The 19,747-nt window shown below is 35.8% G+C and carries 16 protein-coding genes; 1 reads left to right on the forward strand and 15 read right to left on the reverse strand.

What is annotated here, in order from left to right; translation table 11 throughout:
• Positions 1–2: 2 nt before the first annotated feature.
• Both ACEN2I_RS05665 and ACEN2I_RS05670 read right to left on the reverse strand, forming a co-directional pair.
• Positions 3–1,898, reverse strand: coding sequence for a M56 family metallopeptidase (locus tag ACEN2I_RS05665; protein ID WP_441765118.1), 1,896 nt, complete (start codon positions 1,896–1,898; stop codon positions 3–5).
• A gap of 12 nt (positions 1,899–1,910) precedes the next feature.
• Entirely contained in the window at positions 1,911–2,267 is a 357-nt protein-coding gene (locus ACEN2I_RS05670) for a BlaI/MecI/CopY family transcriptional regulator (protein WP_441765119.1), read from the reverse strand.
• 603 nt (positions 2,268–2,870) lie between these two features.
• Between ACEN2I_RS05670 and ACEN2I_RS05675 the strand changes: the two genes are divergently transcribed.
• Complete coding sequence (locus ACEN2I_RS05675; protein WP_441765187.1) at positions 2,871–4,133, forward strand: MFS transporter; 1,263 nt, start codon at positions 2,871–2,873, stop codon at positions 4,131–4,133.
• Between the two features lie 149 nt (positions 4,134–4,282).
• On the opposite strand, the gene ACEN2I_RS05680 is transcribed toward ACEN2I_RS05675, so the two are convergent.
• The 13 genes from ACEN2I_RS05680 to ACEN2I_RS05740 form a co-directional block, all read right to left on the reverse strand.
• A complete protein-coding gene (locus ACEN2I_RS05680; RefSeq protein ID WP_441765120.1) occupies positions 4,283–4,888 on the reverse strand; it encodes a hypothetical protein in 606 nt (201 codons plus the stop codon).
• Entirely contained in the window at positions 4,889–5,059 is a 171-nt protein-coding gene (locus ACEN2I_RS05685) for a hypothetical protein (protein WP_441765121.1), read from the reverse strand.
• A gap of 160 nt (positions 5,060–5,219) precedes the next feature.
• A complete protein-coding gene (locus tag ACEN2I_RS05690) occupies positions 5,220–5,585 on the reverse strand; it encodes a hypothetical protein (protein WP_441765122.1) in 366 nt (121 codons plus the stop codon).
• A gap of 59 nt (positions 5,586–5,644) precedes the next feature.
• Complete coding sequence (locus tag ACEN2I_RS05695; RefSeq protein WP_441765123.1) at positions 5,645–5,992, reverse strand: DUF4160 domain-containing protein; 348 nt, start codon at positions 5,990–5,992, stop codon at positions 5,645–5,647.
• A 41-nt stretch (positions 5,993–6,033) separates the two neighbouring features.
• Complete coding sequence (locus ACEN2I_RS05700) at positions 6,034–6,549, reverse strand: hypothetical protein (protein ID WP_441765124.1); 516 nt, start codon at positions 6,547–6,549, stop codon at positions 6,034–6,036.
• A gap of 181 nt (positions 6,550–6,730) precedes the next feature.
• On the reverse strand, positions 6,731–7,489 hold the full coding sequence (locus ACEN2I_RS05705; protein WP_441765125.1) for an AAA family ATPase: 759 nt from the start codon (positions 7,487–7,489) through the stop codon (positions 6,731–6,733).
• 309 nt (positions 7,490–7,798) lie between these two features.
• Positions 7,799–8,050, reverse strand: a complete 252-nt coding sequence (locus tag ACEN2I_RS05710) for a type II toxin-antitoxin system RelE/ParE family toxin (RefSeq protein WP_441765126.1) — start codon at positions 8,048–8,050, stop codon at positions 7,799–7,801.
• Between the two features lie 66 nt (positions 8,051–8,116).
• A complete protein-coding gene (locus tag ACEN2I_RS05715) occupies positions 8,117–8,338 on the reverse strand; it encodes a hypothetical protein (protein ID WP_441765127.1) in 222 nt (73 codons plus the stop codon).
• Positions 8,339–8,383: 45 nt separating this feature from the next.
• Positions 8,384–10,819 (reverse strand): glycoside hydrolase family 2 TIM barrel-domain containing protein, encoded by a 2,436-nt coding sequence (locus tag ACEN2I_RS05720; protein WP_441765128.1) that lies wholly within the window; start codon positions 10,817–10,819, stop codon positions 8,384–8,386.
• Between the two features lie 73 nt (positions 10,820–10,892).
• A complete protein-coding gene (locus tag ACEN2I_RS05725) occupies positions 10,893–14,390 on the reverse strand; it encodes a malectin domain-containing carbohydrate-binding protein (RefSeq protein ID WP_441765129.1) in 3,498 nt (1,165 codons plus the stop codon).
• A 209-nt stretch (positions 14,391–14,599) separates the two neighbouring features.
• Positions 14,600–17,332 (reverse strand): alpha-d-galacturonidase, encoded by a 2,733-nt coding sequence (locus tag ACEN2I_RS05730; protein ID WP_441765130.1) that lies wholly within the window; start codon positions 17,330–17,332, stop codon positions 14,600–14,602.
• 154 nt (positions 17,333–17,486) lie between these two features.
• Positions 17,487–18,374 carry a sugar phosphate isomerase/epimerase family protein gene (locus ACEN2I_RS05735; protein ID WP_441765131.1) on the reverse strand — a complete coding sequence of 296 codons (888 nt, stop codon included), beginning with the start codon at positions 18,372–18,374 and terminating at the stop codon, positions 17,487–17,489.
• Positions 18,375–18,506: 132 nt separating this feature from the next.
• On the reverse strand, positions 18,507–19,655 hold the full coding sequence (locus ACEN2I_RS05740) for a sialidase family protein (protein ID WP_441765132.1): 1,149 nt from the start codon (positions 19,653–19,655) through the stop codon (positions 18,507–18,509).
• Positions 19,656–19,747: the final 92 nt, after the last annotated feature.

Genomic DNA, 19,747 nt, shown 5'->3' on the forward strand with positions numbered 1-19,747 from the left:
TTTTAATTCTCTATTTCTGAAAAATATTTTTCTAATTGTTTTTCATAAACTTTCATTTGTTTTTCATATTCAGCCATTTGTTTCTCAAAAGGTTTCATTTGTTTTTCAAAATCCGCCATTTTTTTTTCATAAGCTTCGATTTGCGGCTGCAGTTTTTCCATTTTTGCCTCATAATCATTCATTTTCTTTTCATAGTCATTCCACGCTTTTTTATCTCCATTTACAGGATTTCCTTTTGGTGGAGCCGGAGGAGATGGCAAAGCAGGAAAAGCCGGTGTATTGTTTTTTAAAACCGGTGCTGTTGGAGCAACAGGCGGTACTGGAGGAGTTGGAGCTGCTGGCGAAATTTTATTATCATTAATTAAGTAGGCACCGTTTTTAGTAATGATTTTTATGGTTTTTGTCTTTTTATTTACATCCATACTTTCAATTACATTGGGATCTAACTCATCAATATCAGCTGCTGAAACCCTTTTGTCATTAATATAGATTTCGTTCTCGTTAAGTGCGTTTATGCGTTTACTGGTAACGATTCTGATTTCTTTTTTTTCATTATTCTTAATGACGTTTACAGTTGCAATATCATCCGGATTTAACTTATCCATTTCTTCTTTACTGGATTCGTCGCCATCTATGATAACTTTTGTTTCCTTATCTATTTTTATTACGGGATTATTACCATTAGTATGAACAACAATTTTCTCGTTAGTTTTACCTTCTTCTTTAAAATCAACGTTTATTTTTCCGTCTGCTTCTTTACTAATAATAATCGCAAAAGTCTTTATTGGCTCCGAGCTTTTGACAACTCTTTTTTGATTCATTTCACTGCCTTTTTTGACTTCAACACTTACCGCGATAAGTTCATCGTCAGCATTTCTTTTGGTTCCTGAAAAACGAACTGTCAGTCCGTAATTATTATTTATCGCTGCTGCCGTTTCTTTTAATTCGGCTTCTGTGGAGTTTTTTGTAACTTTATAAATATCAGCATCGTTAGAAACTGCAGCTGTATTCGCTGTCACTATCTTAAGGTCTTTTTCTTTTGCAATGACTTCCATTTGGAAAACAAATACAAAAGCGACTAATACTGGGATGACCAAAGCATACTTTAAGAAATTCCTCTTTTTTGATTGATTTTTGTTTAACATGACAATTCGTTTTTTGATTAATGATTGATAAAAATGATTGGTAATAACAACCCAACTTTCGTGCGTTGTAATTTTTAGAAGCGTGAGTTGATACGCTTTTTTGTTTGAAATATTTTTTAAGGCTTCGCTATCGGCGATGAATTCCAGATTTTGTAAAATGGCTTTTTTATACCACCAGACAAAAGGATTGAACCAAAAAAGAATACAAAACACACGTGTGATTAGAACGTCTATTGTATGGTATTGGTCGCTGTGTACTTTTTCATGTTCTAAAATACTTTGCATCTCTGATTCGCTGTATAAAGACGAATTATAAACAATTGTATTGAAGTATGAAAAAGGCGCTATATTTTCCTGTACATCAATATATTTATGATCGGCCTGGCGGTGTGCTTTTTTGTCTTTTAAAACTTGATTAAGGTTGTAAAAGTCAAAAACAAATTGAAATACAAACGCCAGAAAACCAATAATATACATTCCTGCAAGTACTAAAACCCAATTAATTTCGAAACGTTGTTCCTGAATTGGAGTGCTTGGAATATTAGACCAGTCTGTATTTGCAGAAGCCGGATCTACCCAAACGATCGTAGTAAACACTATCCAGGGTAAAATAACAGCCGTAAATAAACCTGCTAAAAGAAACCAACGATTTGCAGAAAAGAATGTTTCTTTTCGCAATAACAAATAATAAGCAATGAAAAAAATTGCAATCAGACCACTGGATTTTGCAATATTCAGGAATAATGTTTCCATAATCAGTTGTTATTATTTTTGTTCAATCATGTTTAGAATTTCACGAAGCTCATCAGCCGTTATTTTTTCTTCTTTTGCAAAAAAGGAAACCATATTTTTATAAGAGCTGTTAAAATAATTATCGATAGCAGTACTCATAAATCCTTTTCTGTATTCTTCTATGCTTACAATTGGAAAATACTGATGCGTATTTCCAAAAGCATTATGACTTACATACCCTTTTTCTTCCAGATTCCGAATAATAGTTGAAAGCGTATTATAATGGGGTTGATCCTCTGTTATTTCGGCCATCACCTCTTTTACGAATGCTTTTTTGAGCTTCCATACAATATGCATGATTTCTTCTTCTTTGTTCGTGAGTTTTTGCATTGCGTTTTTTTTAATACTATTGATATTTATACAGGACAAACATACAACTATATTTTTAGTTATCAAACTACAAATATAGTTATTTAACTGTTTTTTTAGTTTTTTATTTGTTTCTATATTCTTGATCTAATTTAAAGGAACAAATTGGAAATTATAATTCACAAAAAAAATCCATTATCGCTAATGAAGTTTTGAATACAATTATTTCCCGAAGTCTTATGCAGTTATTCCAAATACTGTAGCAGACTTTTATCATTGGCATTTGGAATTGAAATTAAAAATAGAAAATCATTTTGAAGATTTTATACTAATTATTCTTAGGGCTCGCGAGGGCTGTTCGCCTGCCAAAACTGCCGACGCGTGTTCTGGATTATAGCGGTCTTCGATAAGATATACTGGATTTTTTTTGTTCTCTAATTTTTTTTAAGATTTTAAATTAAAGGATTTAAGGAAAATAACTTTTTCAGCAGTGTGATGGTTGAAAATAGATTATTTTGAATGAGACAACAATTAAATTTCTTTATTACAAACAAGTCAGATGGAAAAACAATTCTTCCTCTACGTTTGATATTCGTATATTCGCCCATTATTTTGAAAAAGAAAATGATTGCAAAATTGAATGAAAAAAAATCCTATCCATGGATTGTTGTGGGCTTGTTGTGGTTTGTCGCTTTACTGAATTATTTAGACAGACAAATGCTTTCAACCATGAAATCAGCGATGATGGATGACATTCCTGAATTGGCCAAAGCTGAAAATTTCGGTCTCTTAATGGCTATTTTCCTTTGGATATATGCGCTTATGAGCCCTGTTTCCGGAATTATAGCGGATCGATTTAACCGAAAACGAATCATCATAGCGAGTCTTTTTATTTGGTCCGGGGTTACAATGGCGATGGGTTATGCCACAACTTTCAATCAGATTTATATTTTGCGTGGTATTATGGGTTTTAGTGAAGCTTTTTATATTCCGGCTGCTTTATCCTTAATTGCAGATTACCATCAGGAAAAAACACGCTCTTTTGCTATTGCCATTCATACCACCGGAATTTATTTAGGACAGGCGCTGGGTGGTTTTGGAGCCACTATTTCTAAGCATTTTTCCTGGCATTTCAGCTTTCATTCCGTAGGTTTAATTGGTGTACTTTACAGTTTAGTTCTTATGTTTTTTCTACAGGAAAAGAAAACTTACTTTTTTGATCCTGCAAAAAAGTCATCTGTTCGCTATGAATTTAGGCAAATGTTCAAAGGATTGGGAATGTTATTCGGTAATATCTCCTTTTGGGTTTTGCTCTTTTATTTCGCTGCACCAAGTTTACCGGGTTGGGCGGCCAAAAACTGGTTACCCACTTTATTTACTGAAACATTACATCTAGACATGTCCTTGGCGGGACCCATTGCAACAGTAACCATTTCGATGTCTTCCTTTTTTGGCGTTTTAATTGGAGGTGCAATTTCAGACAGATGGGTGATGAAACATCTTAAAGGAAGAATTTACACCAGCGCTATTGGATTGTTTCTGACCATTCCGGCCTTGTTTTTATTTGGCTACTGCTGTGACACAGCAGCTATTATTTTTGGCGCTATCCTTTTTGGACTTGGATTTGGAATATACGATACCAACAATATGCCTATTCTTTGCCAGTTTGTTGCGCCTCGCTACCGTGCTACCGGATATGGAATTATGAATTTCGTAGGAATTTCAGCGGGAGCTGTTATCACCGAATTTTTAGGAAAAGCCGCTGATAATGGAGGAATGCGACATGTTTTTGTATTGCTGTTATTTGTAGTTGTAATTGCCATCGTTTTACAACTGGTTAGCCTGCATCCAAAAACTATTGATATGACTGAGGGGAATGAGATTTGAGGGTATAAGTAAAAGAATCCTGAAAAATTAGTGACTTTAAGAAATTTAAAATTTGACTTTGAATAGATTGTAAATGCAAATACAGCCATTTCACTATTTTGTTTTGATACGATATGATACGATAATATTCGATAGTGAGCCGATAACAACTATTTTCGAGGCAAAAAGAATCCTTTAATACAGTCCATATTGCGAATGCATATTTGTATGTGGCTTTTCTTTTGTACACCTGCACCCGGAAATGCAGGACCTCCTTCTGTAAAAACACCTCTTACGGAGTCAAATTCTTTTAAGGAAGTTGTATTGTCCTGCTCGATTTCTTCTTTTATTTTTTGATGGAGATACTGAATTACAGCGCAATCTAATTCTCGTATTAATAAATCTTTGTGCTCGTCTTCTTTTACGTCTTTATTCTTTGGAAGTTCTTTTTCAATACTATGAAAATCCTTTTGCATCAATTCATAATAAACCGAAAGCATTTTAATGAATTCACTATCAATCAAATCAAGACAATAATCAAGTGTAAATACGACGCCAATTACAGAAGCTTTTTTAATTTTTCCTTTTTTTTCTTTGTCTTTAGCCCACTGCAAAGCTCTGTCGTAATTGTTTTCCCAAACATAAAATCCGTGACCGAGCCAATCAAATGGTTTTTCACTAATTTTTATGTTTTTGGGTTTGGTAAGAAGTTGTTGTGCAATAGATTCATCACAACCATGAAATCCAATTAAGAGATTAGACCTCGAACTATACATCTATTCTGCAACAGATAGTACGCGCTCCAAATTAGGAAAAGATTTAGTCATTTTTCCTTCTTTGGTAACAATCCCAGCAGAATTCAAAGATTTAATAGCTGATTCTTTAGAGCTTTGTCTTTTTTCAAGTTTTTTCGCCAGATCAATTAGCAATGCTGTTTGTGTTTTCATAATTGTGGAATAATTATTTTTCAAATATACAAAATATATCAATATTTCTTGTGCACCTATTTTTAAACTTACCTTAAAACATTTTGCGCGATTTTAAAACTGATTAAATTAATCCTCGTTGCAAACGCTCTTAAATATTTTAGATCACTATGAATTTGGATTATTTACTCCAATGATCAATTCTTGTGTTAACAAAAATGGAGTCGGAATTGAAATTTACAATAAATGTTTTGGTTTCTACAGGGTCAATATCTGTCCCGAAATCTGTATAAATTTCATATTGAAGCTGAATTGAATCTTCTGAACGTTCATTATAATTTTCTCCTAGTAACTTTCCTACTTCTTTATATTTTATGCCCGGTTTTAAATAGTTTTCCTTTAAATCCTTAATCATAAACTCACGATAATTATAGTCTATATCATTACGGAGTTTCCATTTTTTTTCTTCAAATTTTACCTGTTTTAGTTCGCAGGAAATTAAGAGGATTGAAATTAGAAAAATTATAGTATAAAGTTGTTTCATCATTATAGTACTGCTTTTATTATTGAATGCATAGCAATCCAAACTTCATTTATATTGATTTCCTAGCTATTCTTTTTTGCCCAAATCTTTTCCATTACCATTTTTGTTTTAATATCCTTGTAAAACAATTCAATACGTTTTAAATCTTTTGAACTTATCTCACCGCTTAAAAACTCTCCATTTTCAATTTTAAATTTTGCATTTACGCGGTTATCATTTGTTTTTACATGAAAGTGTGGTGGATTATGGTGGTTTGAATAAATTATAACTTGCATACCGTGAACTGTTCCAACGCGTTCCCTAGTTTCATAACCTGGAATATATCTTTCAATAGAATCTTTGCTAAAATAATATCCGATTATTTCAGACAACATTTTTTCAAAAATTGAGTATTCGTTATTTGTTTCCAATTTTATGATTTTAAAGGTAATTTTAAATATCTATAATATTTTTATTTTATAATTTCATTTATCTCTTCGATAAATTTATCAACTTCTAACTTATTATCTTTTTTCCAACGGCTAAAAAGTTTAGTACATCCTCTACCAAAATATCTTTGATTAGATTCATCTTTAAACCATTTTTTATGATTTTTATCTGCAAAATTTCCAAAGCAAGTCTGATGAGTAAAATTGCTTTCATTATCCCAAAAGCTGTCATTGTCGTCAAGTTTGAAGACAAAATCAAATAAAACTTTTTCAGGATAACGTATACCTGGCAAAAATGCTGTTCTAGGTATTTTACGTTTTTTATGATTCTCTTTCGCGTCTCCATCAAGGATAAAATTAGTTGTTTTAAATATAGGATGCTTTGAGTTTGCCATTTCTATAAGAGTCCCATCAGGAAATGGACCTTTAATAATCTCTATTTTTTGTTTCAAGTCCGTTCCATTAATAAGACTTTTAGACCAAACTTCGGCTACTTCATCTTCACATATAAATTGAATTTTTTCAATTTTTTTAGACACACCTGTTTGAACCTTAATTATATTCTTAAGTAACTCTATATTTGATTTAGTTCATTAACAGCATTTTTGTTATTCCATTTTAAAAAATTGATTTTTGTTTCTTCACCAGTCTTTTTTGATAAATGCTCAAGAATTTCAATAGAATGTGTTGTAAAAATAATTTGAACATTTAAAGATTTTGCTAAATTATAAAGCTTTCTATTAATTTTACTTGTGAACCAGCATATAAGGTAGCATCTATTTCGTCAATCAATAAAAGTCCACCATTATAACTTTCTTTAAGTTCCGATTTTAATCTGCTGAATGAAATTATTGAAGAAATTATTTGACCAAGATTATCTTGTCCAGCAGAATTTCCCAAATGACCATAATCATTTGTTTTCATTGCAAACATATTTTTATTAGTTGATTTTACAAATTCGGCTTCTACTACATCTCTTGTTATGTATAAAATTTCTTTTGATAATTTTGCAAAATGATTTTTATCGTTATTATCTAACTGAAAATCTTGGAGACTAATATTTTTTTCAGATGCAAGAGGAATAAGTCTTTTCAATCCTAAATATATAACTGGAAAATTTAAGGCAGTGCCCCTTCCATCAAAATCTACCCTATATCTGTTTTCGGTTTCAATTAATCTTGTAGACATTTTTTTACACTCTACTTCTTCTGATTCTAAGTAGTAGATAGAAACATTATATTCTTTATTATAGTCTTGTTCGGGACAAAACCTGAAAATTTCTGAATATTTTGATTTAAAATATGTTTCAAGTAAAGTCTTATTTTTAAATTTAAAGTCAGAAGCTTGTGCAATCCAACCAAGCAATGTGGACTTTCCTGTTCCATTTTGACCTGCAATTGCAGTAATAACATTTCCTATTTCAATAGTTTGATTACTTATATGTCGAAAATTGCCAACTTCTAATTTTGTAAACTTCATATCTGAATTATTCTATTTTAAGTATTGTAACTAACTGAAAATCTTTTTTATAACCAAGTTATTTCTTTACGTATATAACATTATTTTTATTACAACCGCTAAACTCAAAACAACCAAAAAACTTCTTATGAAACTTAGTTCGCATAAGGGATGGAAATGGCATCCTTTTGTTTTCCTTTTAGGAAAAGAAAAGATATAATGGACAGCCCGACCCGTAGGGATATGCCCAAATAGTAAAAATTAGGTGTAAGGTATTTTCAATAAAAAAGGCTACCCTTTGGGACAACCTTTTAGAATTACATTGAATATTTATTTTGTTCTTTTAATTTTAGCCGGATTTTGTCTGGTATCAAAAACATCGGCAATCATTATACGTTTTTGCTTTGAATCTATAGAGTAAATTATTTTATAATTATCGCAGATTAAGTATCTGTATTCATTCTCTCTGTTGAGCAATAATTCTTCGATTTGCGTAATTTCCGGATGCGGAAGTATTTTATTAGGGTCGAGAATGATTTTCGTAATTACATTTTTTGCAACCCGTAAACTTGCATTTTTCAATATAATACTTAAAAATTTTGTCTAACTCAGTTTCTGCAAAATCGGACCAGATTATCTTAAAAGCCATTATTTATACTTAGATAAAAGCTCCTCACTGGTCTTGAATTTAGCATTCTTAAAGTCATTTTCGGACTGGTCTATTCTTGAATTTAATTCCGCAACAGACATTGGTTTTGTATTTTTTTGCATTTTACTTTTCAGCAAATTTTCGAACTGAGAAACTAGTTCTTCGCTTTGAAGCTTTAGAAACTCCTGTACAAATTCTATTTTTCTGGTTTGCAAATCCATAACATCATATTTTATCCAAAAATACAAATTATTTGCCTCAAAACCTTATTCTACTTTAATTTCAATCGTTTTGCCTGAAATCCCATTACCTGTCGAAGCTCTTAACTGAATATTTTCCTTCTTCCCGTTAGACTGAATGATGGCGATGCATTTACCATTGAATACTTTGTAGGATGAAGCTTTAAAAGAATGCAGATTGGCCTGATAACCATTGTCGAGTCCAACGAGTTTACCGCCTCCGGTTACTTCAAAATCGATTTTATGATCGGCATTCGGAATTAGGTTTCCATCTTTATCTGTGATCGAAACGGTCACGTAAACCAAATCATAAGTATCATTTTTAACGGTTGCTTTATCGGCTTTCAAATCTATTTTGGAAGCTTGACCGGCGGTGTGAATTTCCTTTTCCAAAACTACTTTTCCGTCTTTTCTGGAAATGGCTTTTATCGTTCCGGGTTCGAATTTTACGCGCCAGGAAATGTGCAGATCGTCATTTTGTTTGGATTTTTTGCCCAATGATTTTCCGTTGAGGAATAATTCAACTTCATCAGCATTGTTGTAATAAGCCCAAACATCGACTTCCTGATCTTTTTGCCAGTTCCAGTGCGGAAAAAGATGCAAAACAGGTTGTGTCGTCCATTCACTTTGGTACATATAATATACATCTTTGGGAAAGCCTGCCAAATCTACGATTCCGAAATACGAACTTCTTGCCGGATACGGATACGGATCAGGTTCACCGAGATAATCGAATCCTGTCCAGATGAAAGTTCCGGCCATAAAGTCCTGTTTTTTGATGGTTTTCCAATTGGCTTCGTGCGTGGTTCCCCAATAGGATTGTACCTGATCGAAAGCAGTAACAGTCCAGTCTGCATTTCCATCAAAAGGCGCACCGTGTTTTGGAGGCCAGGCCTTGATTCCCTCCGAAGGAAAATCATAATGCCCACGGGTTTCAAGGGCCGAAACACTTTCGGAAGATAATATTTTTTGTCCTTTGAAACGAACTGGAAAATCTTTATAATCTTCGTGTTTGTAATTGAATCCCAACAAATCCAAAGCGCCCGACTGGTAAATGAAATTTTTCTCGATAACATTTTCGGTCAAAGCGCTTGTAACGGGACGAGTCTTGTCGAGCGATTTTACGATTTGAGCCAGTTCTCTGGTAATCGCAATTCCCGTACTGTCAAATTGTTCACGAATTTCGTTTCCGATACTCCACATGATTACAGACGGATGGTTACGGTCTCTTTTGATAAAATCTTCCAAGTCCTGTTTGTGCCACGCATCCCAGTCTTTATGATAATCGTTGGTTACTTTTTTCTTTTTCCACACATCGGTAAATTCATCCTGAACAATAAATCCCATTTCGTCACACAATTGCATCATCTCCAAAGAGTGCGGATTGTGCGCCATTCGAATAGCATTAGCGCCCATCTCTTTCATGATTTTTAGTTTTCTTTTGACAGCGTGAATGTTCTCCACAGCTCCCAAAGCACCGTTGTCGTGGTGCAGGCAAACGCCTAATATTTTGCTTGGTTTTCCATTTAATGAAAATCCTTTTTCGGCATCGAAATTAAAGAATCTAAATCCTAAAGGTGTTTCGTAATTATCGACCGCTTTTGAATTTTCGTAAATAGTAGTAACAATTTTGTACAGATTCGGATTTACGGTATCCCACAATTTTGGATGGTTTACATTTAGGTTGTGAATCTTTTTTGCGTTGGTATTCGCACCGATTTTTTCTGTTGTTTTGGCATTCGCTACTTCTTTATTATTCGCATCCAAAATCGAAGTCACCAATTGGAATTCTTTCTCAGAATTAGTTTTATTTTCGATGGTTACTTCCAAATGCACCGATGCTTTTTCAGACGAAACTTCCGGCGTTGTCACATAAGTTCCCCATTGTGCGACGTGCAGTTTTTCACTCGCCACTAATCGTACATTCCTGTAAATTCCGGAACCCGTGTACCATCTTGAGTTGGGCTGTGCATCGTTATCGACTTTTACGGCAATGACGTTTTCCTTTCCAAAATGTAAATATTGAGATAATTCATACGAGAATGAAATATATCCGCTCGGGCGTATTCCTAACGAATGTCCGTTGATGAAGACTTCGCTGTTTTTGAAAACGCCGTCAAATTCTACCGAAACCGTTTTGTTCGCCCAATCCGCCGGAACGGTAAATGTTTTGCGGTACCAGCCTTTTCCTGCCGGTAAAAATGCCTGTGCCTGTTTGGTTCTACTGTCTTTATAGAAATTACCTTCGATGCTCCAGTCGTGCGGCAATTGCAGACTTGTCCATTCGGTTGTATTAAAATCCGATTGAATTGCTGTTGGATAATCTCCTAATTTGAAATTCCAGTTTTGATTGAAGTCTTCGACGATTCTGGGATTTTTACTTTTTGAAGCACAGGCAACTAAAAGCGATAATGCCAATACAATTGTTATTTTTTGTAAAACGTTTTGATATTTTTTTATCATTGTAAATATTTTTAAAACCATATAAGGCATATAAGTTTTGAAATCTTTCTTCTTTACTTTCCCCTATTTTCTTCTACTGAAACTCAAAAGAATCCAAAAGCAATCCTTTCATATCTTCTGATTCTATTGTGATTTTATAGGTTCCGGCATTGATGTAACCTCCGGAAGTCGTGTTCAATATTTTCCATTTTTCTGTTGCTGAAGGAAACTCGATCGAGTCGTTTCGCATCAGGATTCCGTAGGCGTCTTCCATTTTGAATTTGACTTTTAACGGAGTTTCGCTTCTGTTCATAAAACGGAAACGCATTAGGTAAATTCCCGCAACTCCTGGTTTCACTTCAAACTGAATGCTGTTGTTTGTTTTTTGTGTAAACTCAATATAATCTGCTTTTTTGAAATTGCCTTTTTCGATTCCGGTTCCGGTGGTTTTGGCTGTTTCTGCTTCCAAAAGTACAATCGGTCTTGAATCGTCTTTTTCGCCCATATCGTAGGTTGGAACGACAGCGATTGTGCTATTTTCAAAACCAACTTTTTCTCCTTTTTTTACTTTTTTATGGAAAACAGAAAACTCCACTTTATCTGAATTTTTAGCTGTTTCAGTCATTCTTTTATAACCCAAAATTGAATCTTTTGATTGGGTAAAAAGATAAATTTCTGAATCTTCCTTGGTTACATAAGAACCTGAGACATTGGTTTTAAAAGGAAATTGCAAATAATCGGCTCCATAAACTTCGGCAGGCAATTGCGTAAAAATAACTTCTGAATCTGAATATTGTTTGGAATTAATATCCAGCCACGACCCTATTTTAGTTTCGGATTTACTTGCAATGTTTTGAATGTTTCGTGGCGAAGCCGAAGCACCTTTTACCGTTTTATCTTTGGTTGCAATCGCAATTGCCGAAATAATTGCCTGACTTGCTTTTACAGTCGGGAACGAGATTTTGATTTTTCCATTAACGCTTTTTACCGTGAAAGTTTTCTTCAAGGCCGAATCGTGTCCGGCTTCACTCCAGATATCTAAATCTTTTAAAACTATATTGTCATTGATCGCGACATCAAACAAACGCCAGCCTTTGCAATCGAGTCCGCCTCCTGTTCCGTACCAAGGTTCTGTGAAATATAATTCTACTAAATATTCACCGTCCGGAGCGGGAAATGCATAACTTAATTTATCGATTCCGTATCTGAAACTTTGGAATAAACTCCAGTCTTTTGTTCCTGAAATTGGGTCGAAAGTACTTCTCTGGCTGGCATAAAAATCAGGTAATTGTTTAAAATTATCCGTCCACGACAAAGAACCCCAGGAATTGCCCCCACTTTTATGAACATCTGCCTGCCACAAATTCCCGAGAGAATCTGTAATTTCACTACCGCCACTATTGACTCTGTAAATATAGTTGTAGTTTTTTTGAGGCTGTAAAAGTGTTTCTTTTTTAGTTTCCAACGCACTTAAATTTGGCGCTTTTGGCAAACTGTTCAAAACGATATAATCTTTGGCAACGGCTTTTCCGTTTACATAACCAACGGCATACAAAACATTGTATTGAATATTGACATTGTTCCATTGAAAATGCTGACCTAATCCCGGATTTTTTAATTTTCCGAGTGATGCTTTATTGATATCATTGAACAATTCGACCTCATCGCAATTCGAATAAACATCGATTCCATTTTTGACTCCTGGAGCATCCCAACGATTCGGCCAGGTGTGCGAAACGATATAGACCATTGGATTGGTTTTGTTCGAAACATAATTAGCGCGGTACATATAATAAGTGTCCAAAGGTTCACCCCAAATACTGAAAAGCCCTTTGTAATTGACTGGTCCAACTTTGTCTATATCCCTAAATCCTTCGCCGTTTTGTACACGTCCCGGATTTTCATGTGAAGCAAAAATCCAGTTAAATTGTCCTGCGATTTTATCTTTTACCGATTCGGCTTCGCGGACTTTAATTTCCATTAATTGCGAGAAACGGTTTTCGCTTAAAGTTCCTTTTTGGTCGAATTCGCCTTCGGTGTGTAAATCGTGTGAACGCCAGGCGCCATATTCTCCGTTTAGCAATTGTGTGCTCATTTCGACATCGTAGTTGAATGGATCGCCACCATAAGTTCCCGACCAGTTTTGTACCACATTCCAATCGGTTCCTTCTCCTCCATTACAAGTCGTAACGATGCGTTGAGAAGCGGACATCGGGTCCATTTCGCGGATGATTTGGGTACATTCTTCGGCAAATGCTGCCGGAATCGTGCTTTCGTTTTGCAATCCCCACATTACGACCGAAGCATTATTTCGGCGTTCTTTAATCCATTCTCGCAATAAAGTTTTGAAATTTTCTTTGAATTCAGGTGTGTCGTACCAAATATGTGCCGAAAACTGACTCCAGAACAGGATTCCGTTTTGGTCTAATTCTTCCTGATATTTTAAATTGTGAGGCTGATGTGCTTCGCGAAAAGCATTGAATCCTCCCGCTTTGATTTGTTCGATTCTGGAATGGATTTGCTCATCTGAAAATGAATGACTGTTTCCGATGAGATGTTCATATTCACAGGTTCCGTTGATGAATAAAGGTTCGTCGTTAATGTAAAAACGATTGTCTTTTCCTACGCGGCTTACCGGCCAGCTGACCCAACGAATTCCGTAAGGTGTTTTTAGTTCGTCAATTTTTTTTCCGTTTTCCGAAATTGTGGTGACCAATTCATATAAATACGGCTCCGCTGGCGACCATAATTTCGGGTTTACAATTTCGGGAAGCGTTTGTGCTATTTGTTTTGTTTCGCCTGAAGTATTTTTGATATCATTTTTTACACCAACAACTTTCTTTCCACTTTTATCAAAAAGGGTGTTTTCGATAGTGATGTTTCGGTTTGAAGTCCCGTAGTTTTTGACTTCGGTAGTAATATTCAGGATTGCTTTTTCTTTGGAAGTTGCTTTGTCATTCCAAATATGAACACCAAAAGGCTCTATGCGAACTTCGTCGGTAACAACCAAAGTTACGGGTCTGAAAATACCCATTGGCTGTGAACCTTCCGAGAATCCCCATTCTCCGGAACAGCCTCCGCAAACCCAAGGCAAATCGGCAATGAAAGATGGATGCGAGGCTTTGACGATTATGTCATTTGCTTTTTCGAAAGAAATGGCTTTGGTAATATCGACTGTAAAAGTGGTTCTTCCGCCTTTGTGTTCACCTACTTTTTTGCCGTTTACCCAAACTGTTGCATAGGAACTTACGCCTTCGAAAAAGAGGAAAAGTCTTTTGGAATTGTCTTTTTTATCAAGTTTTAAGGTCTTTTGATACCAGGCAGTTCCGTGTAAATTACCGTGTTTGGTTCTTCGGAATCCGTAATACTGATCCCAGTTGTGGGGTACGTTTACTTGCTGCCATTGTGCATCTACTTTTGGATTTTGCACAAAAGTTTCTTCGGACTCGGGACGCTTATCCAAAACAATAGTGTTCCAAGCGGAGTTCAGCGAAATTTCTTTACGAAACTTCGCTGGTTCCTTGCTACTTTGACTCCATACAAAGCAAGCACCTACAAAAAAACAAAAAATAAAAAAAACTATTTTCTTCATATTATTTTGACCTTTTTTAAACCATATAAGTGATATTAAGGTCATTTAAGTTTTATTATTTTGAAACCTAATCGTCTAACTAATTTGGGTTCGCGTGAGGGATGGCAGTGGAGCTCTTTTTTTGATCCCGTAAAAAAACGGGATCAAAAAAAAGCGGGAACGTACAGCCCGACCCGAAGTTTTTCACGGAGGGTCACGCACAAATTATTTTAATAAAACAACCAGTCTACAGCCCCTTTTTCACCTTCGTCGATATAGCCGACATCACGGGTTGTTATGGTTTGATTGGCGTCGATGAAGCCCAAAATCAAGACTCTTCCCTTGCCTAAATCCAATTTGTTTTCGCCCTGTTCGAAGGTATAGGTGTGAATGTTGATTCGCGGCAATTCCTTCAAATTCATCGCACTTGCCAGGATTACTTCAGCCTGACCGTGGGCATTTCCGGCTGCGTCTGTCTCTAAACTTGGCGGAAATAAAAATCTTTTCTGGTCACTGTTGAAATAACCGATAACCAGTTTTACAGCTTTGTTATTTTTGAATTTCAGGTGTGTTCCTTTTTCGTTTTGCGACGCTTCATCGAATGCAATTCCTCTTAGGTTCTGCAATTCAGGAGCTACTTTTATCAGTTCTGAAATTGGTGTTCCGTATACTTTTGTTCCGTTTTTGACAGCGTAAGTTCCTTTGCTTTCACTTAGTAAAGTTACCTCAGCGGTTTTCCACGGCTTGCCTTCCTTGGTTACGATTTTACCGTCTTTGGATGCTTTCAGCAAATCTAAATTTCGCTTGAAATTCGCTAATTCTCTTTCGTAATGCGGTAATAATTCAGCCCACGTTTTGTTATTTCCATCGTCACCGCCAATCGGAATTCGGCGTTGTGCGGTCTGCATACTGTTGGCGTACAAATAATGGTCTTTGGTTAAATTGACCAAAATTTCATAATATTCAATGCTTTTTTCGAGATGTGGAAGCGCTTTATCCAAATCAGAAATATCGTTGGAATAACTGTAACGCAAGACCAAAATGGCGGCTTTCACTTTTTCAGAAAAGAAATCGGCGAAGGCTTTGTAAGCGTGCATATCGTTTTTTAGGCGCAGAAATTCTTCTTTGTCTTTCGTCACTTTTGACTCCGCTTTGTCGATGGCTTCAACGGCTAATTTTCCGTGTTGCGTGATTTCAGCGATGATTTGCGTTGGCAATTCCCCAACGTGCGGTTCTTTATTCCATTCTTTTTTGGCATACTCCAAAAGCAATTCACCAACTGGCCCGCAAGATTCGTGGAATCCCGGATACACGCGCCATTTAGCTGGATTTACTAATTGACTTTCGAACATTCCCAACAATAAAGTTTGACGATTTCCTTCAGTGATTCCGAAACGTCTTAATGCTTTTGGGGCAATTTCTCCAGACTCGTCGTATGCTTTTTGGATGTTATTTGCTGCTTCTAAATCAGTTCCGTATTTATCAGCTAAATCTTCACTCCAATATTTAATTTCTTCGTTTCTGTCTCTTTTGCTATTCCAGGCGTATCTTGCCCAGGCTTTGTACCAAATCCAGTCGCGATCCATTTCTAATAATCGTTCCCCCGTTTTGGTTTTATCAGCCGTGTAAGGCCAGTCCCAATACGATGCCTGCGGGTACAAATGAAGTGCATTGGCACCGTGAACACTGTGCATTGCCTGAACGGTTTTTTGAATAAAATCCGGAGATCCGTAACGGAAAGGCTCCAGGTTTGCCAAAATGTGGACGTTTTCGATGTGAATGGAACCCAAAGAACTTAATTGTTTGTGGGTTTCAGACCAAGGACCACGCGGTGTATAAGTCGTTAACGATTCGCCATTGTACTTGCTCATCGTATATAAATTTTTGTACACTGGCAACGCCTGAGCCATTACTGCCGGCGCATCGGTATCGTGTGAACGCAGGATGATTGGTGGTTCTTCGGTTTTCCCCAACGCTTTCAAACCATCCTGAACACCCGGAATAATGGTTTTATTAAACCATTCTACATCATCATCGATGGTGTTGATGGCTTCTCCCAAACAAACTAATAAACCTACGTTTGGATATTTTTCAATAAATGCGGTGATTGATTTTTTAGTATAATCAGCAATTTCAGGAGTTATCGGGCGTGAACGATCTTGGGTTTTAATGTTATAATGCTCCGCAAAAGGTTTGGAAACTATGATATTATAGAACATCTGAATCACCCAGATTCCTCTTTTGTTAGCTTCTACTGTAAGATATTTATAGATTTCTTCGTTCTTTTTGAAATCTTCTTCGCTAACTTCCAATGCAAAAGGATACTCTTTTAGTTTTACCAAAGAGGCAAACGGATGACCGTTCCACAAATACAAAGAGTTCAGTCGGTTCTCGACCATCATATCGAGGTACTTGGTCCACAGTTTTTTGTCGTAAAACCAAGGAAAAGTTTTGGGTGTGTATGGATATTCGTAAACGTCTCTTCCCGGAAGATAAGTCGTTTTCTGTACTCCAATACAAGAACCTCTCAAGACCATTTCGGGACTATCTTCGATATTGATTTCGGATGGGATTTCACCTGAAGTTTTGATTCGGTCTGCCAATTCCAAAGCGCCATACAAAGCTCCGGTTGCATCGCTACCTTCAATGAAAATGGTATTTTTTTGCGTTCGGATTTGAAAGCCTTCTTTCTTGGTTAATAGGCTGTCATCGATTTTGGCAGTTTTGACATTCTTCTTCCAAAAATCGGTTCCTTTTTCGCCAATAACGATTACTTTATCTTTTGATTTTTTAGGCATTTTGTCTGCGAACGCTACTTTGAATCCTTTTTCGGTTGCTGTTTCTGCTAATTTCTGTGCACCAAATTTTGCTCTTGGCGCTTTGGCATCACGAACGATGGTGATGTTTTGCGCTGATGCAAAAGTTACATATAGTCCTAAAAAAAGTAAACTTAGATATTTCATTGTATTTTTATTTATTGACCACAAATTGCACAAATTAGCACAAATTACAATCGTGTATGTTTTTGTCACAGATTAAAAAATCTGCTAAATCTACTTGAATCTTTTTAAATCTGCGTGCTAATTTTACTCACGCAGATTCTGCAGATTTTTTATTTTAATTCTGAAAAATTTTCTTCAAGTAAGCTACGTTGGCTCCGTAATTGGCTTTTACATCGCGAACCATTGTTACATCCCTTGAGCGTTCTACGATAAGCCAGCCTCTCCATTTCATTTCATCAAGTGCTTTTTTAATTTTTGGCAGATCAACATTTTTATCATTTTGCAACCAGACTCTATCTGTTGTTGAGGCATGAATTTGTGCCAGATATTTTTTTCCTAAAATCTTTAATTCACTTGAAATATCTCGTCCATTATCTACAGCATTCGCAAAATTGAAAGAGCTTTTGATATGCATACAGCCAATTTCTTCCAATAGTTTTTTCTCTTCGGTAGCGTCTAATGACGTTTCGATTGCGATCACTCCTCCTATTTTACCGACTTGTTTTCCTGCCCATTTTAATCTTTCGATAATAATAGGACGTAATTCAGGATTTTTTGTCAGGTCACATTGTGTTCCAAGTGGTAAATAAGCCACTTTCACCTTCATATCCTTCATGGTTTTTATACAATCCGTAATCATGGGTATAATTTCTCTTGCTGCAAATGACTGTGCGTAAAATCCGGACATTGCAATGGAACTTATTCCAACATTGAACTCTTTAGATTTGTCTAAAAACTTTCGTCTTTCAACTGGATCTCCCAATTTACTGTCGAAAGTGGGTCTGTTTCCTAAACCGCCCATATCGAGTTCTATACCGTCGGCTTTGATTTCGCTTGCCAAACCAAAGGATCCTAGTTTTTGTCTTTTTAGAATCATCCAGTCGCAAACTGCCACTTTATATTTTTGCTTTTTGGATTGTGCTGAAACTGTAGTATTCATTGTTCCCGATAAAGCAACAATTAGTGCAATAATCGAGATTCTTTTAAAACAAGTTAACTTCATATTTATTAGTTTTTATTATCATAGATTAAAAAGAATCTGCTAAATCTGCCAAATCTGCGAGAGTAATTTTTTCCAGCAGATTTAGCAGATTATGAGATTAAAAATTTTCCAATGATAATCTCTTGTGAATATTTACTCTTCTTCTGCTTTCACAGCTTTTACTTCAACGCCTTCTTGTCCAGGCCAGATTCCGTTTTTGATTGGAATTGCCACCAATTTGCTTGGATCAATTTTTACGTATTTCAGTTTTTGTCTTCTCCAGGTGTACACGATATGCACCATTCCATCTGAACTCTGAATAATCGATGGATACGAATATTGGCTGATTTTTGAATCTTCTAAAACCAAAGCGGCTTTCCAATGAATTCCATCATTAGAAATCGAAAGATTTAAAGGAGTTCTTGGTCCTTTTGTTTCTTTTCCTGGAGGTAAAACGTGATTGTAAACCAATAAGTGTTTTCCGTTTTTCAATGTTACAGCATCGGTTCCGGAGTTGTTATTTGGCAGTCCGATTAACTCTAAGTCTGACCAGGTTTTTCCATTGTCTTTAGAAAACGTACTGAAAATAGCTCTGTTTCTGGTTCTTCCAATTGCCTGGATGCTTCCGTCTTTATGAAACAAAATACTCGGCTGAATGGCATTTATCTTTTCTTTTCCTCTTGAAATTGTATCACCCATTACCCATGTTTTTCCAAAGTCCGGAGTTGATTCCATACGCAAATGCCAGCCATTTCCTTCGGTACTTGAAGGAAGTAATAGGGTTCCGTTACTCAATAAAACAGGCTTGTTTTTGATTGGTCCCAGAAAATCTTTACTCGGCATATCAATCTTGTCAGACCAGGTTTTTCCACCATCAGAAGAGGTTTTGTAAACACCCCACCACTCAGATGGTTTAGGTCCAATTTTATAAAACAACATCAAATCGCCACCCGGAATTTGGTACAAAACCGGATTCCATGTCGGGAATCTTTTTCCGTCTTCCATTACACCATCAGCCACTTTAACGCCTTCACCCCATTTATCGCTTCCTTTTGGTTTGATTGCTACATAAATACAAACATCTGGATGTCTTTCGTGTGAACCGCCAAACCAGGCCGAAACCAAATTTCCATTGGTTGCTTCCACAATTGTCACGGCATGACAGGAAGGATATTGTGCTTTTTCGTAAATGAATTCATCTACCAAAATTCCTTCTTTCCATGTCTTTTTTTCTAATGCCGATTTACAACTTACTAAAAGGAGTAGACTAAAAAAGGTAATAGTTATATGTTTGAGTTTCATTATTTATTTATTTTTGAAATATTATGATGTTTATTTTCAATAGGTTATACAAATATCCGAATATAGAAAATCATTAAGTGTAAAAATAACAC

Origin of the sequence: Flavobacterium sp. W22_SRS_FK3, from assembly GCF_052113665.1 — a bacterium.
Taxonomy (GTDB): Bacteria; Bacteroidota; Bacteroidia; order Flavobacteriales; family Flavobacteriaceae; genus Flavobacterium.

Coding starts and splice junctions, on each gene's coding strand:
- ACEN2I_RS05690 (WP_441765122.1), bottom strand. CDS start 5,585: ATGATGAAACAACTTTATACTATAATTTTTCTAATTTCAATCCTCTTA.
- ACEN2I_RS05680 (WP_441765120.1), bottom strand. CDS start 4,888: ATGTATAGTTCGAGGTCTAATCTCTTAATTGGATTTCATGGTTGTGAT.
- ACEN2I_RS05715 (WP_441765127.1), bottom strand. CDS start 8,338: ATGGATTTGCAAACCAGAAAAATAGAATTTGTACAGGAGTTTCTAAAG.
- ACEN2I_RS05675 (WP_441765187.1), top strand. CDS start 2,871: ATGATTGCAAAATTGAATGAAAAAAAATCCTATCCATGGATTGTTGTG.
- ACEN2I_RS05740 (WP_441765132.1), bottom strand. CDS start 19,655: ATGAAACTCAAACATATAACTATTACCTTTTTTAGTCTACTCCTTTTA.
- ACEN2I_RS05730 (WP_441765130.1), bottom strand. CDS start 17,332: ATGAAATATCTAAGTTTACTTTTTTTAGGACTATATGTAACTTTTGCA.
- ACEN2I_RS05665 (WP_441765118.1), bottom strand. CDS start 1,898: ATGGAAACATTATTCCTGAATATTGCAAAATCCAGTGGTCTGATTGCA.
- ACEN2I_RS05670 (WP_441765119.1), bottom strand. CDS start 2,267: ATGCAAAAACTCACGAACAAAGAAGAAGAAATCATGCATATTGTATGG.
- ACEN2I_RS05725 (WP_441765129.1), bottom strand. CDS start 14,390: ATGAAGAAAATAGTTTTTTTTATTTTTTGTTTTTTTGTAGGTGCTTGC.
- ACEN2I_RS05735 (WP_441765131.1), bottom strand. CDS start 18,374: ATGAAGTTAACTTGTTTTAAAAGAATCTCGATTATTGCACTAATTGTT.
- ACEN2I_RS05705 (WP_441765125.1), bottom strand. CDS start 7,489: ATGAAGTTTACAAAATTAGAAGTTGGCAATTTTCGACATATAAGTAAT.
- ACEN2I_RS05720 (WP_441765128.1), bottom strand. CDS start 10,819: ATGATAAAAAAATATCAAAACGTTTTACAAAAAATAACAATTGTATTG.
- ACEN2I_RS05685 (WP_441765121.1), bottom strand. CDS start 5,059: ATGAAAACACAAACAGCATTGCTAATTGATCTGGCGAAAAAACTTGAA.